The following is a 15,502-nucleotide window of genomic DNA, read 5'->3' as shown; positions in this document are numbered from 1 at the left end:
CCTTTCTATTCTCCTGCCATTGACTGTTGATTTAATTGCGAATTAGCAATTTCTCGATAAATTTGATTTGTTTTTAATAATTCTTCGTGAGTGCCTCGTCCGACAATTTCCCCTTCATCTAAGACAATGATTTGATCGGCATTCATAATCGTCCCTACTCTTTGGGCAACGATTAATACTGTTGATTCTTTCGTAACTTCTTTTAAGCGACGTCTTAATTCCGCATCAGTACGGTAATCCAAAGCTGAAAAACTATCATCAAAGATAAAGATTTCCGGTTGTTTCACTACTGCTCTTGCAATCGAAAGGCGTTGTTTTTGCCCTCCTGAAAGGTTAACACCACCTTCAGAAAGATGTGTTTGGAATCGCTCTTGAGTTCGTTTAATAAAATCACTTGCTTGCGATACATCACTGGCTTTTTCTAATTCTTTATCAGTTGCATTATATTTACCATAGCGTAAGTTCTCGCCAATTGTTCCCGTAAATAATAAAGCCTTTTGTGGGATAAAACCAATCTTTTGACGCAATGCTTTCAAATTATAATCGCGAACATCAACGCCATCTACTAGAATTCTTCCTAAACTGACATCAAAGAAACGTGGAATTAACTGAACGAGAGTCGATTTCCCGCTACCGGTGCTCCCAATAAAAGCAATGGTTTCACCCGGTTTGGTTTTAAAACTAATATTATGTAAGACTGGACTTTCGGTTTCACCAGGATATGCAAAGGTGACATTATCAAATTCTAAGTAGCCTTTTTGTTCAGTTTCGGTGATACCATTAGGATTTGGATCAATCGAAATGGGTAAGTCTAATATTTCTTGTAGACGACTAGCCGAAACAGCTGTACGTGGGTACATCATAAATAAGTTTGCGAATAGCATAAAGGAGAATAAGGCATGAAAGGCATATTCAATGAAAGCTACTAAATTCCCCACTTGTAAACTACCTTGTTCAATCGGTTTTAAAGCAAACCACATAATTAAGACAATAATCCAAATTAAAACATGGGTAAATAAACTTGGAGCTAAGCCTAATAATTTAAAAAGTTTTTTAGATGTATCAGCATAAGTTGTATTTTGAGTTTCAAAACGCTCTTCTTGATATTCTTCACGAGCGAAAGCACGAATGACTCGTAGTCCCGTTAAGTTTTCTCTGGCATATTGATTAACACGATCTAACGTAGCTTGTTGTTTTTCCGATAAAGGCCGCGATTTAACTGCAATCCAATAGATAGAATAACCAATGATTGGAACCGCAATTAATAATAACCAAGCTAATGAAGGACTGGTAATTAAAATCATCACCATACTAAAGAACATCATTAAGGGGGCAACGACACCCACTCTTAAGGACATATCGGCAAATTGCATTAATACAAAGGCATCACTTGAAACACGTGTGACTAGGGATGAAACACCGATTTGTTCATATTCATGGTGAGAATATTGTTGGATTTTATCAAATAAGTCATTACGCATCTCTTTAATCATTAAGGTCGTTAATTTACTAGAAGCATAAGATAAGATGATGCGGCCGAACAGTCCGGCAATGATTAAAATAAACATCATCAAAGCCCAAAAATAAAGTCTTTCTTGGTTCTTAGGCAAAATGCCCTCATCAATCATACGTGCAAGAATGGTTGGTAAACCTAGGTTTATCGCCACAAAAAAAACAGCCCCAAGGCCATCCAATGCAAGCAGTTTTGGGTATTTTTTCAAATAACTAAAAATATATTTCATCTTGTTTTTCTTCCCCCTTCTTTTCTTTACTTTTTCATATTAAACATTTTTTTATATAAAATCAAATAGAATGTTTAGGTTTACGTTTTCAAATTATGACTTTGGGATGATGCTGTTTGAGGATGCTGTTTGAAAATGACATTTCGTGCATAAGTCATTATTTAAGAGCACTGAATGGTTTATATTTTGTAGTGGTCATCGGTGTGTAAAAGACATCTGCTAGCTATCTTTTAAATTCATCACTATAAGTAGGAATGTAAAGCAGTTGGTATTTTTTTCCAGAAAAACAGCTAATGCCAGTTCATACGGGAAAGCTAGAACTAAAGCAATGCATTAATCTATATAATACAAAAAACTCTAGCAAAACCGGGTTAAGGCGTTGCTAGAGTCATTTATATTAGCATCACAATTGCTACAAGGTATTGGGCGCTCAACGATAGCTAGTGGGAAGTAACATCTTCCACCAACTATTGCAGATTGAATGGACTATTCTTAAATACTCTCCTCAACTGCCAAAGTTCTAAGGTAATTCCATTCACTTGGAGAATCCCAACGTTTTAGCCTTGTTACAATGTAATCTCTATTCTGATTTTATCGACTGACAATCAACGAGATGCCTTGGCCGCCACCGATACATAGGGTAGCCAAACCATTTTTAGCGTCACGTTTCATCATTTCATGGATTAAGGTTACTAAAACACGCGTTCCGCTCGCACCGATTGGGTGTCCTAATGCGATAGCACCACCGTTAACATTCACGATTTCTGGATTTAATTGTAATTGATCGGTTACCGCAATGGCTTGAGTTGCAAAGGCTTCATTGGCTTCAACTAATTCCAAATCCTCTACTGATAAATTCGCTTTACGCAAAGCTTTTTCGGTTGCGGGGATTGGACCAAGTCCCATATAGTCTGGATCCACTCCAGCCGTAGCATACGATTTAATGGTTGCCAATGGTGTCAGGTTTAAGCGCTCAGCTTTTTCCTTCGACATCATCACGACTATCGCTGCACCGTCATTCAATCCAGAAGCATTACCAGCTGTGACACTGCCCTCTTTTTTAAAAGCGGGACGTAATTTTGCTAAGTCCGCTTTGGTAGTATCTGGGCGTACCCCTTCATCTGTTGTAATAACAATTGGGTCGCCTTTTCTTTGTGGAATTGAAATAGGGACAATTTCTTCTTTAAAACGACCTGCCTCAATAGCCTTAGCTGCTTTTTGTTGACTTGAGGCTGCAAATTCGTCTTGTTGTTCTCGACTAATTTGATATTTTTCCGCAATATTTTCAGCGGTAATCCCCATGTGTTCTTGGCTAAAAGCATCGGTTAAACCATCACTGAGCATCATATCGATGGATTGGCGATGTCCGAGTCTTCCTCCCCATCTCGCTGATAAATCTAGATAAGGGGCTTGTGACATATTTTCAGTTCCCCCTGCAATCACGATTTCACTGTCTCCTAACAAAATGGACTGCGCACCTAAAATAACTGATTTTAATCCCGATCCACAAACTTTATTCACCACATAGGCATTGGTTGTTTCTGATAACCCTGATTTAATGGCAATTTGACGTGCAATGTTTTGTCCTAAGCCAGCACCTAGTACATTTCCCATAATCACTTCATCTACTGCATCCACCGGTAAATTTAATTGGTCAATAGCCGTTTGGACTATTTTCGTCCCTAATTGAACGGCGTCTATATTTTTAAAAACCCCACCAAACTTGCCGATTGGGGTTCTGATGGCAGAAACGATCACGACTTCTGTCATTGAATACCTCCTTACTTCACTTTCTTCTTATTTAACTATCATAATCTTTTCGAGCTGTTTTGTAAAATTTTATAGAACAATCATTTAAATTAATGAATGATGTTAGACAAAGGCACCGATACCGGTCAATTCTCGTGCTACAATCATCGCATTAATTTCATGAGTGCCTTCATAGGTATAGATTGCTTCCGCATCGGTAAAGAATCTGGCCACTTCGGTTTCATAAGTAATGCCATTACCTCCACATACTTCTCTAGCAAGTGCAACCGTCTCACGCATTACTAGGGCATTATGCATCTTAGCCAATGATGAATTTTTCATCTCGTGGATACCTTTTTCTTGTAGGTTCGCTACACGTGTTGAATAACTAATCGCTGCCACGACATTTGCTTGCATACGTGCTAATTTTTCTTGGACTAATTGGAAACTTGCTAACTTACGTCCGAATTGTTCACGGTTCATGGTTAACTTAAGGGCTGCATTAAAGGCACCAGCCGCTGTCCCCATTGCGATATGAGCGACATCGGTCCGCGTATGGATAAAGATTTTCGCCACATCACCATAGCCATTAATATGCTCTAAGCGATCTGCATCAGGTACTTTAACATCTTTTAAGGTAATATGGCCATTATTCACCAATCTCAAACCGATTTTATGTTGAATATCTTCAACACTTAAACCGGGGGCATCTCCTGGTACGATGAAACATTTTATTTTTTTCGTTTCGGTATCACGGGCAAAAATCGGGATAAAATCAGCGGTTTTGGCTCCGCCAATCCAACGTTTCTCACCATTTAAAATCCATTCATCCCCAACTTTTTCAGCTGTTGCGGCTAATCCCCCTGCAATATCAGAACCATGATCCGGTTCAGTTAAACCAAAACAAGTTTGAGCTGTAAATTCACGAACGGCTGTTCCATATCTTTCGCGTTGAGCTTTATTAGCACCAATTAATATTGTATTATACCCTAAACCTCCATGAACGGTAAAAAAGGTCGCCACCGAGGGATCAAAACGGGCCATTTCTAAATATAGAAAGGCATTATAAATTTCCCGTACACGCCATTTTTCATCCCGTCCCTCAAAAAGACTTGGGTGATCCATAATGCGAGCATTGCGAAAAGCCGTCAAGATTTCCTGACGTGGTAATTGCGCTTTTTCATAGCATTTAATTAAAATTGGCCGTACGCGTTCTTCTAACTCCATTCTTAAATGTTGTAGCACTTTTAATTCACCTAAAGTTAAAGCAGCTGCCTCATTATAGACATCTTCAGGATACAATAATTTTGCTAGTTCTTCCACTGATTGGGTCATCATCAACACTCCTTGTTTTAAACGCTTTCATTATCTAATTTAATATTAAACCATTAAGGAATGTCCGTCTAATAGCTTTTAATCATAAAAACAATAAGTTGAGCTTATTGTTTAAGAAGAAGCGTTTATAATTACGTAGACTCTTTTTGCTTATGATTGTGTCAACTTCATTTCCAATATTTGCATATACCTTATTTTTCCGTGTTTGTTTAAACTAAATTTTCTGTGTTTTCGTAAAATTTATTGTCCATATTTACGTAAACCTTATTCCCCATATTTGCGTAAACTTCATTTCTAATACTTGCGTAAACCTTATTGCTCATCTTTGTGTCAACTTATTAGCACCAACAAAACGAGTAGGCAGTTAATGAAAATCATCTCAATGACTCTCTTTGCCTACTCTATTGATGCTTAATTTTTGGTCCGTTACTCCTTCGTCTATTTAAACCATGGGATGTAATTTGGCATATTTCGTCTTGCCGATTTGATAATGTTCTTGCCTTGAGTATCCCATTGTACCCAACGGTAATAGGCATCGTGATAAAAAGTAAAGATCGTTTGCTTTTGATAAGCCTCTTTCAAAATGGCCTCTTTTTCAAAAATAGAAGTCATTGGATAATCATCGTATGCTAAAACCCATAGCGGATTTTGATGAGCATGAGTTGGCATCAAATCTGCCATATGAATGATTTGTTGTTGGCCATCAGTTAAAATAACCACTGCATGGCCATTACTATGTCCACCCGTATGCTTCATTTTAATCGCATCATTGATGACCAATTCTTGATTAAATGTCTCCACTTGTGAGACGATTGCATGCCAATCTTGTTCAAAATAAGTGCTCTTTGATCGGATATTTGGATGTTGTGCTTCATCCCATTCGATGGCCGATACATATATTTTTGCATTGGGAAAGCGTGAAACCAGTTCGCCTTTATTATTCGGTATGGTTAAACCCCCAATATGATCAAAATGTAAATGCGTCATTAATAGAGCATCAATATCCTCTACTGTTAAATTTAGCTCAGCTAAACTTTTTTCTAGTTGTGGCTCTGACCAAATGCCATAATTGCGTTTTTGCTTATCGGTTAATTTTCCATTCCCAACACTCGCATCAATTAAATAGTTTTGCCCTTCATGTTGTATTAAGATAGGATCCGTTGCTAATTCAATTTGGTTCTTGTCATTACAGGGATATTTTTTTGACCATAAAGGTTTCGGGACAACCCCAAACATGGCACCCCCATCTAAAGCCGTTTGACCCCCATCTAACCAACTTAAGGTCATATTGCTAAGTCTTAATTGATCCATAATTTCACCTTTTTCTTTTTACACTAACACTTATTGTAAGCATTTGCAAGTGGATACTATTAGATGAACAAAAATTCAAACGATCCTCACTCATCTTCAAAAAGAAAAACTCACAAAGCTGGCTACTTGCTTGGGAGTGGGCAAGAAGTAGAAAATTAAATAATTTTCGCTTCGTTTGCCCACCCCCGCACAGTTGGGAGTAGACCAGAAGTAGAAAATTGAATAATTTTCGCTTCGTTGGCCTACCCCCGCACAGTTGAGTAGGCCTCAGACAAGTCGTTAAGACGCAGTTTGAGGCCACTCAACCACTGCGCTTTTAAATATCGAGCAATAACTAGATTGAATTTTTTATGCTTATACCTAACTCATTAAGACGCAGTTTGAGACCACTCAACCACTGCGCTATTAATTAACGAACAATAATTTTGACTAAATTTATCAAGTTTATGCCCAGCCTCTTTACTTTAAGTAACTCATTGACAGCGGTCGAACCTAAGATGAGTAACATCCCGACGATTTGTAAATGAGTCATCGGTTGATTTAAGAAGAGATATGACAAAATAATTGCCGTTACAGGGTCAACATAAGTTAAAAGCGAAGCTGTTTGTGATGGCAAGCGATCGAAAGAGTCAAATAACCATACATACACAAAGCCAGTATGTAACGCGCCGATAATTAAAACCAAAGTGATAGTTGTTAAATCCATTTTGATATTCATCAGTCCGCTCGTCTGGCTGACATATCCAACCATTACAACTGCTGCGATAGCCAGTTGCACAAAAGTTTTAACCATTACATCTAAGTTTTTTACTAATTTGTTACAGATCATAATTGTGGCATATAAAACAGCGGCCACTAAACCATAAAAGATACCTTTTAGATGATTAGGGCTAGCCCCATTTAATCCACCAGAAATAAACACAACGCCCACTACTGCTAACAAGGTTAAGCCAATTTGCCCCTTTGTCAAATGTTCTTTAAATACTAATGGTGATAATAATATAATCATTACTGGCGCCATATAATAGCATAAAGTAGCAATCGAAACGGTGGTCCATTTATAGGCTTCAAAAAGAAATATCCAATTAAATCCCATCGCAAAACCAGTAATTAATAGCCAGAGCCAATTTTGACGGATTGCCTGCCAATCAAAAACGATACCTTTATAATGAATCCATCCTAAAATAAACAGTGAGCCAATAATCGCCCTAAACATCGCGATAGTAGCTGACGGTAAGGCAATGTAATGAACAAATAAACCAATACTCCCTACCACCATCATAGCAAAAATCAATTTCAAACGTTGTGACATCTACCTTACCTCCTTGTAAAAAAAGAACTGAGATAATTCCATTTGATTAATTTCAAATGAGAATAAGATTAACTCAGTTCTAATAATATAGTCTATTTTATCTGTTTTTTAACGCGCGGTCAATATCTCGTTTGGCTTGTTGTTCTTTTAAAGCATGACGTTTATCATATTTGTTCTTACCACGAGCTAAGCCAAACAATAATTTAGCTCGTCCTCTGACAAGATATACTTTCAATGGGATTAACGTCATTCCCATTAGTTTTACTTGTTGAGACATCTTAATAATTTCTGCTTTATGTAATAATAATTTACGGTCTCGTAATGGATCGTGATTAAAAATATTTCCATGATCATACTCACTTATATGGGCATTTTTTAACCAAGCTTCACCTTGATGAATCGAGACATAAGCATCTTGAATATTCATCTTGCCTTTACGGATGGACTTAATTTCCGTCCCTTTTAATACTAGACCTGCTTCGTAAGTCTCAATGATTTCATAATCATGACGCGCCTTACGATTTTGCGCTAATGGCTTATCCTTTCCAGGTTGTGCCATCGACTCCACCTACCTTATCTACCTCGCTTACGAATCTTAAAAGATTTTTTCGTTGAGGATTTACTCGCTTTGTTTTTGGAGTTTTTACTCTTTGAATAAGCTTTCTCTCTTCCAGTTGCTCGTTGAAAATCTTTTTTCGATTTTGGGCGATTATTTTTATCTTTTTTGCTTTTTTGTTTAGGTAAACTAATGGGCTTCATACCTTCCATGGGCTCAGCTTTAATTAATTTAAAATCAATATTACGTTCATCTATATCGACAGCCGTTACTTCAATGGTCACTTTTTGGCCAATACGATAAATATTGCCTCGATTACGTCCGATTAATACCATATGTTGGGGATTAAATTCATAATAATCATCGTCTAAATCTTTTAAAGAAATCAAGCCTTCAACAGTATTCGGTAATTGTACAAAAATTCCAAATGACGTAATCGAGCTAATCATCCCTTCATACTGTTCTCCGACTTTATCCATCATATATTCGGTTTTCTTCAATGCATCGGTTTCGCGTTCAGCATCTACTGCACGTCGTTCCATTTTTGAAGCATGTTCTGCAATGCCAGGTAATTTTTCTTCTAATTTTTCAATTTCTTTGGCACTTGGTTGATTGACTAAATAGCGATGGATTAAGCGATGAACCATTAAATCCGGATAACGACGGATTGGTGAAGTAAAGTGGGTATAGTCTTCAGCCGCTAATCCATAATGTCCCGCCGGTAAATCACTATATTTAGCTTGTTGCATACTTCGTAACATCATCGTTGACACCACTTGTTCAAAGGGCTCCCCTTCGACAGCTTTAAGCGCCTGTTGTAATTGACGCGGTTCTATTTGCGCTACGTTCCCTCTTAATACCATCCCAAAACTGGTCACAAATTCCGCAAAGCGTAACATTTTTCTTCTTTGGGTTGTTCATGAATACGATAAACAAAAGGTAATTGACGCTTCGTATATTCGTAAGCCACCGTTTCATTAGCACATAACATAAACGATTCAATTAATCTTTCGCCTGTATAACGGGCTCTTAATTGAATATCCAGTGGGTGACCTTCTTCATCGACAATAATTTTAGCTTCTGGCGCATCAAAATTCAATGCCCCACGATTGGTTCTTTTTGTTTCTAAAATCTGATGCAACTCCGCCATCTCTTGTACCATTTCACTGATTTCGCTAAACTCACGATTGGTTACATCATCACCATCAATCATTTTGTTGACCGCATCATAGGTCATTCGATAGGATGAATTAATGACACTAGGATAAATCTCATAGTCGATGACTTCTCCTCGGGTATCGATTTTCATGTCACAAGTCAAAGTTAGACGGTCCTCATTGGCATGTAAAGAACAGATACCATTAGAGAGACGTTGCGGTAACATTGGCACCACACGGTCTGTTAAATAGACACTGGTTCCACGCTCAAAGGCTTCACGGTCAATGGCCGATCCCTCTTTCACATAATGCGAAACATCAGCGATATGAACACCTAATTGGAAGGTACCATCGTCATTTTTTTCTAATGAAATCGCATCATCTAAGTCTTTAGCGTCCGCACCGTCGATCGTGATAATTAATTCATTTCTTAAATCACGACGTCCTTCTAAATCTTTAGGGTCAATTTCTTGTGGAACTGCTTCTGCTTCTGCTATTACATTTTCCGGAAATTCATGCGGAATCCCAAACTGAAACAGAATTGCTAAAATATCGACACCTGGTGCGTCACGGTGACCAATCTCTTTCGATACTAAACCTGTTAAAAGATTAGGGTTGTCGGTTGCGGGATATTCTTTAATCTTAATAATACAAATAGTATGATCTGCCGGATGAATCCCTTCAGGCAAGACCATTATTTTGACCTCTTCACCATATTCTCCTTGAGGAACAATATAGCCTAAATAACCGGTCTGTTCACGCTCATCTTGATTATAACTGAAAAATTCACCAACCATTTGTTTAGTTACTCTTTCAATGACTTTCGTAACCATCGCTTCCGAGCCTTTGCCTGTTTCAGGATCAACTTGTTTTATAATTTGTGCTTCGACGATATCGCCATTCATCGCTGCCCCCGTATTGGTTGGTGGGACAAATAAATCTGGTTCTCCTTCTTCATAAGTAATAAAACCAAATCCTTTGCTATTGGCGCGGAATGTTCCTGTTACTAAATTATGAGACGTTTGTACGGATCTAAATTTATTGCCATTAACCATTTCCACTTCTTGAATGTGCTGTAAAAAAGTAATGGCTTTCACGAGCTTTTTATATTTTTTAACTCCTTGCATCTTAAATTCAGTTGCAAGTTGATTAATTGTAAATCCTGTTTCTTGATTGGCTCTAAAAAATGCTAAAAGTTCTTGTTCAAAACTTGTTAATGACATCGTGAGCCTCCTCTCTCATTTTAAATTTTATCTTTGGATAAAGGCTAATAGGGATTTCTCAAACGCAGAGCGTTCTCGATTGGTAGTGATGACATGAGTGTTATGTTCAAACCATTGGAAATCGACTTCTTTCGCACCCGTTAACGCATCTCTAACTAAATACGCATCTTCTGGATCAATCATTTCATCTTCACCTGATTGGGCTAAATAAAAGCGACTGGTAATCTGTGATAATTCCATATAAAAGGACATCGCAAAGTAAGAAATCGACTCGATTTGTTCACGATAAAGACTCATTATACGGTCCTTTTCCACTTGATACTCATCTAAGCGATTTTGCTTTTCATATAAATGATGTGCATATTGTTCGAAGAAATAACCAACATCAATTTGTTGAGCAGTAAAAACGGGAGAATTAAACACGCCCCCCGCTAAATTAGCTTGATGGTTTTCCGCTAATAAACGTGTCGCAAAGATCCCTCCTAGCGACAAACCAAATACGAATAATCGTTCATATTGACGCCCTTGCATATAATGTAATGCTGCTTGTGCTTGTTCCCACCATTGATCGGGATGAGCTTCTAAAATATCGTAAATATCATCCGTACCATGGCCTTTAAAAGTAGGACATAGTACTTCAATGCCCGCTCTTTGTAAGAATCGTCCCGTGGATAAAAAATCATTCGGCGATCCTGTATAGGCATGAAATAAAATAACGCCTGTAGTCGCTCCTTCAACTTGATAAAACCGACTGTTTTCTAAGATTGTTTCACTCATCTTTCACACTCCTACTCCTTTTTATTGTACATTATTTACTATTTCACTGCAAAAAAAGAAACTATGACAAACGCATAAAATAAGGGTTTATCATAGTTCAAAAATCTTATTTAGCTGATAAATAGGCCAACGCTAGGGCTAAAGCAAAGAACACAAAACCTAGAACAGATGTCGCTTTAATTAAGAAAGCTTCAAAGCCGCGCGCTTTTTGTCTTCCTTGTTGATCAGCGCCACCACCGGTTAATGTACTGGCAGCGTTACTTTTCGCTGGTTGTAAAACTACTAATAAAATCAGTAAAACAGCTACCACCATCAATGCGATTAATAATGCATTATACAAAGGTATTACCTCCTCTTGAAGATTCCATAAATAATCTTACCACACAATGATTTAAATTGCTATGATTCTAAATCAAATCTAATAGAAAAAATTAAAGAGCATAGATAATTCTAAATCAAATCCAATAGAAAAATATTAAAGAGCATAGATGATTCTAAATCAAATCCAATAGAAAAATATTAAAGAACATAGATGATTTTAAATCAAATCCAATAGAAAAATATTAAAGAACATAGATGATTCTAAATCAAATCCAATAGAAAAATATTAAAGATTGTATGGTTGGTTATAGCGGTATCTTGTTTATCGTCCATTAATCTTTATCATTGGTCTAGCGATTGACAAGATCTCGCTACTACACTCATTTTATTAAAAACACAGGAAAATATTGTAATTATCTTGAAAATGGGTTAAGTTATGGTTAATAAGAAAAGGAGCCTTTGATATGAAACAACCTTTAATCGTTTATAAAGTAGGTACTTCCTCATTAACACAATCAGATGGCAGTATCGATATTCAAAAAATAATTAATATAACAGACCAATTAGCTATCTTACACCAACAAGGTTATCAATTAGTATTAGTGACATCCGGCTCCATCGCGGCTGGTTTTAGAAGATTAGGTTTTTCAAAACGCCCTACTCGCATTGCGGAAAAACAAGCCAGTGCCGCCGTAGGACAAGGTTTATTAATTGAAGAATATACTAAGTATTTATTAAAGCATCAAATTGTCAGCGCACAAGTTTTACTGACTCAAGATGACTTTGCTGATCAAAGACGTTATCGTAATGCCGCTAATGCTTTGCAAGTTTTAATCTCTAACCAAGTCATTCCCATCATCAATGAAAATGACACCATCGCTGTCGAAGAAATTAAAGTAGGTGACAATGACACCCTTTCAGCTCAAGTCGCTTCTTTACTAAAAGCCGATTTATTAGTGCTCTTAACCGATGTCGATGGCCTTTATTCCGATAATCCAGTGAAAAATCCACAGGCAACATTTTTCGATTGTATTAACGAGATTACCCCTGAATTATTTGAAATGGCCGGCGATGCAGGAACAAAAAATGGTACTGGCGGTATGACGACGAAACTGATTGCTGCTAGCTTAGCAACCAAAGCTGGTACACCGGTTTTTATCTGTTCATCTGCCAATCCGAATGCCATCGTAGAAGCAGCCACGCAATCCAATAAAGGAACGCTTTTTATTGCCAATGAAGACATTATGGCTCAAAAGAAACAATGGTTATCCTTTTATGCACGTACCACTGGCAGTATTAACATTGACGCTGGTGCTGAATATGCGATGCTCCATACGGGAAGTAGCTTATTATTAACCGGTATTACCAAAGTCCAGGAATCTTTTCAAGCGGGTGATATCATTTCCGTTTACAGCTTGGACGGTCAACATCTAATCGGCAAAGGTCGTACACGTTTTTCTCATCGTGCAATTAAAGATAAATTATCTACCAAACAAAATAATGACATTGTGATTCATCGCGATGATTGGGTCACCATTAATTAGGAGGTCTTAAAGTGAAAACTACTCAAACCATTTTACAAACCGCAAAAGAAGTGAAAGCTTCGATTAATTTTGCCACTACGGTGCAAAAAAATGAAGTCTTAACCGCAATGGCAGCAGAATTATTAAAAGCTATTCCCACCATTTTAGCAGCGAATGCAGCAGACTTAGCACAAGCCAAAGGTCAAATTGCTGACATTATGCTTGACCGCTTAATGCTAAACGAAGCGCGTATTGAAGACATGGCTACCGGTATTTTAGCAGTGAAAGCATTAAATGATCCTATCGGAAGAGTTTTAGAGGAAAGAACCTTAGAAAACGGCCTAGAACTAACCAAACGCTCAGTTCCCTTTGGTGTTTTAGGAATGATTTATGAAAGTCGTCCCAACGTAACAGCTGACGTTGCTGCCTTAGCGGTTAAAAGTGGTAATGCTGTTGTCCTTCGTGGCGGTAAAGAAGCTTATCGTAGTTCAAAAGCAATATGCGATGCCTTAAGACAAGGAATTAAACAAGCAGGATTAAATCCAGATATTGTCCAATTAATTGAGGATACTACAAGAGCCAGTTCAAAGGAAATGATGAAAACCAAAGGCTACATTGATTTACTTATCCCACGTGGTGGCGCAGGGTTAATTCAAACTGTGATGCAAGAAGCAACTGTTCCGGTCATCGAAACAGGTACCGGAATTTGCCATATTTATGTCGATCAAACTACCAATATTACCCAAGCTATAAAAGTGGTTAATAACGCCAAAACCAGTCGCCCTTCTGTTTGTAACTCTGCTGAGGTGTTGTTAGTACACCAAGCTATTGCTAAAGAATTGTTGACTCAATTAGCGACTACTTTCCAAGACCGTGTTGAATTACGTGCAGATGAGCGTGCGCTTAATTATTTACCTCAGGCAACATTGGCTAAAGACGATGATTTTGCGACTGAATTTTTAGATTATATTATGGCTATTAAGGTTGTCGATTCTGTTGATGAAGCCATTGAGCACATCAATCAACACTCAACAGGACATAGCGAAAGTATTTTGAGTGATGATCCCATTGCCATTATGAAGTTCACCGAACAAGTTGATAGTTCATCGATCTATGTCAATGCTTCTACTCGCTTTACCGATGGTGGCGAGTTTGGGCTAGGTTGTGAAATTGGTATTTCTACTCAAAAAATGCACGCGCGTGGACCAATGGGCTTAAGAGAATTGACCAGTTACAAATATATACTAAAAGGTAATCATACTATTCGTTAATCAATCGCAAACAAAACCCCTAACACAAACCGTTCGTCACTCTGTCTTGCTTAAATCAAAAGGTAGATTTAGGACATCAATCGTGACTTGGTTAATGTTGGGGTTTTAGTTTTTATGCTGTTGATTGCTTTAATTTAGTGCATTTTGTCATATCCTGTTGGATTTTGAATTAGTTATCATAAAACATCGTGGGTTGGACTTTGAATAAGTATCATAAAACATTGCCGATTGGAATTTTTATCCTTACGCGTTGGAATTTTAATCAATAATAATAACAAAATACTAGTTGGACTTTTTATCATAACGCTTTACCAAGTGGCGCTTATTTTGACAACGTCATGCTTGAAGCAATATTATCCTTATGGAATCAAAAAGCAGCCCGGCCATCATTTGCTATTAAACATCCATCTCCATCACTTCGCTAAAAATAGCTCCCATCTCTTCTTGAATGGTTAACACATCCGAACGATATAATGGGACGGCTGTTTGATTAATAACTACAATTTTACGTCCATTGAAGTAGTTTACCAATCCAGCTGCCGGATAGACCACCAATGAAGTGCCGGCAATAATCATTAAATCAGCTTGATGAATTTTATGAACTGCATCATTCATTACTTGTTGATCTAATGGTTCTTCATATAATACAACATCTGGCTTAACGATTCCCTGGCAGCTCTCACATCTAGGAATCGCCTCTTTATCAAAGACTAACTCATCTAAATGATAGTAGCGATGGCACTCCATACAATAATTACGTGTCACACTGCCATGTAATTCATATACCTCTGTACTGCCAGCTTTTTGATGCAGCCCATCGATATTTTGAGTGACGACCGCCACTTCCTTCCCTTTTGTTTCTAACCATCTTGCAAAATGATGGGCAACATTAGGTTTTGCTTCACGATAGACTAATTTATCAAAATAAAATTCAAAAAATATTTTTGGATATTGATTAAAGAAAGAACGAGAAATGATTTGTTCAGGAGAAAATTGATATCCTTGATCTTCTACATAAAGGCCTTGTGCTGAACGAAAATCGGGAATACCGCTATTGGTTGATACTCCTGCTCCACTAAAAAATACAATCCGCTGACTCTCTTCTATTAACTGTTTAAACTCGGTTAAATCTGCCAACCTACCCACCCTTTCATGATTATTAAAAAGAACTGGGCAGAAATGCGATCACCGTCATTTCTTTCCAGTCACTTATCTTGATAGATAA

Annotated in this window: 13 protein-coding genes; 2 read left to right on the top strand and 11 right to left on the bottom strand. The window is 37.5% G+C overall.

Going from position 1 to position 15,502, the window contains the following annotated elements; genetic code table 11:
• Positions 1-5: 5 nt before the first annotated feature.
• The 10 genes from LB888_RS08445 to secG all read right to left on the bottom strand — a co-directional run bounded on the left by LB888_RS08445 (position 6) and on the right by secG (position 11,502).
• Complete coding sequence (locus tag LB888_RS08445) at positions 6-1,742, bottom strand: ABC transporter ATP-binding protein (protein WP_318752590.1); 1,737 nt, start codon at positions 1,740-1,742, stop codon at positions 6-8.
• A gap of 591 nt (positions 1,743-2,333) precedes the next feature.
• The gene (locus LB888_RS08440; protein WP_318752589.1) at positions 2,334-3,512 is read right to left on the bottom strand and encodes an acetyl-CoA C-acetyltransferase; all 1,179 of its coding nucleotides are present in this window, start codon (positions 3,510-3,512) and stop codon (positions 2,334-2,336) included.
• Positions 3,513-3,614: 102 nt separating this feature from the next.
• Positions 3,615-4,826: an acyl-CoA dehydrogenase family protein gene (locus LB888_RS08435; protein ID WP_412927907.1), complete on the bottom strand. Its 1,212-nt coding sequence runs from the start codon at positions 4,824-4,826 to the stop codon at positions 3,615-3,617.
• Positions 4,827-5,264: 438 nt separating this feature from the next.
• Positions 5,265-6,137 (bottom strand): YtnP family quorum-quenching lactonase, encoded by an 873-nt coding sequence (locus LB888_RS08430; protein WP_318752587.1) that lies wholly within the window; start codon positions 6,135-6,137, stop codon positions 5,265-5,267.
• 409 nt (positions 6,138-6,546) lie between these two features.
• Positions 6,547-7,449, bottom strand: a complete 903-nt coding sequence (locus LB888_RS08425) for a DMT family transporter (protein ID WP_318752586.1) — start codon at positions 7,447-7,449, stop codon at positions 6,547-6,549.
• 97 nt (positions 7,450-7,546) lie between these two features.
• On the bottom strand, positions 7,547-8,008 hold the full coding sequence (smpB, locus tag LB888_RS08420; protein WP_078755665.1) for an SsrA-binding protein SmpB: 462 nt from the start codon (positions 8,006-8,008) through the stop codon (positions 7,547-7,549).
• Between the two features lie 14 nt (positions 8,009-8,022).
• Positions 8,023-8,904 (bottom strand): RNB domain-containing ribonuclease, encoded by an 882-nt coding sequence (locus tag LB888_RS08415; protein WP_318752585.1) that lies wholly within the window; start codon positions 8,902-8,904, stop codon positions 8,023-8,025.
• Positions 8,880-10,385 (bottom strand): VacB/RNase II family 3'-5' exoribonuclease, encoded by a 1,506-nt coding sequence (locus LB888_RS08410; RefSeq protein WP_318752584.1) that lies wholly within the window; start codon positions 10,383-10,385, stop codon positions 8,880-8,882. Before LB888_RS08410 ends, LB888_RS08415 begins: the two co-directional genes overlap by 25 nt.
• Before the next feature lie 27 nt (positions 10,386-10,412).
• Positions 10,413-11,162: an alpha/beta hydrolase gene (locus LB888_RS08405; RefSeq protein WP_318752583.1), complete on the bottom strand. Its 750-nt coding sequence runs from the start codon at positions 11,160-11,162 to the stop codon at positions 10,413-10,415.
• A 106-nt stretch (positions 11,163-11,268) separates the two neighbouring features.
• A complete protein-coding gene (gene secG, locus LB888_RS08400; protein ID WP_066124205.1) occupies positions 11,269-11,502 on the bottom strand; it encodes a preprotein translocase subunit SecG in 234 nt (77 codons plus the stop codon).
• A gap of 445 nt (positions 11,503-11,947) precedes the next feature.
• On the opposite strand from secG, the gene proB reads away from it, so the two are divergent.
• Both proB and LB888_RS08390 read left to right on the top strand, forming a co-directional pair.
• Complete coding sequence (gene proB / locus LB888_RS08395) at positions 11,948-13,027, top strand: glutamate 5-kinase (RefSeq protein ID WP_318752582.1); 1,080 nt, start codon at positions 11,948-11,950, stop codon at positions 13,025-13,027.
• Positions 13,028-13,038: 11 nt separating this feature from the next.
• A complete protein-coding gene (locus LB888_RS08390) occupies positions 13,039-14,277 on the top strand; it encodes a glutamate-5-semialdehyde dehydrogenase (protein ID WP_318752581.1) in 1,239 nt (412 codons plus the stop codon).
• 396 nt (positions 14,278-14,673) lie between these two features.
• Here LB888_RS08390 and LB888_RS08385 read toward each other — a convergent pair whose 3' ends face one another.
• Positions 14,674-15,414 carry an NAD-dependent protein deacylase gene (locus LB888_RS08385; protein ID WP_318752580.1) on the bottom strand — a complete coding sequence of 247 codons (741 nt, stop codon included), beginning with the start codon at positions 15,412-15,414 and terminating at the stop codon, positions 14,674-14,676.
• Positions 15,415-15,502 lie beyond the last annotated feature (88 nt).

This window comes from Globicatella sp. PHS-GS-PNBC-21-1553 (assembly GCF_033564055.1).
In the GTDB taxonomy this organism is placed as follows: Bacteria; Bacillota; Bacilli; order Lactobacillales; family Aerococcaceae; genus Globicatella; species Globicatella sulfidifaciens.
The sequence above is the reverse complement of the archived record's forward strand: the minus strand, read 5'-3'. Positions and strand labels throughout refer to the sequence as shown.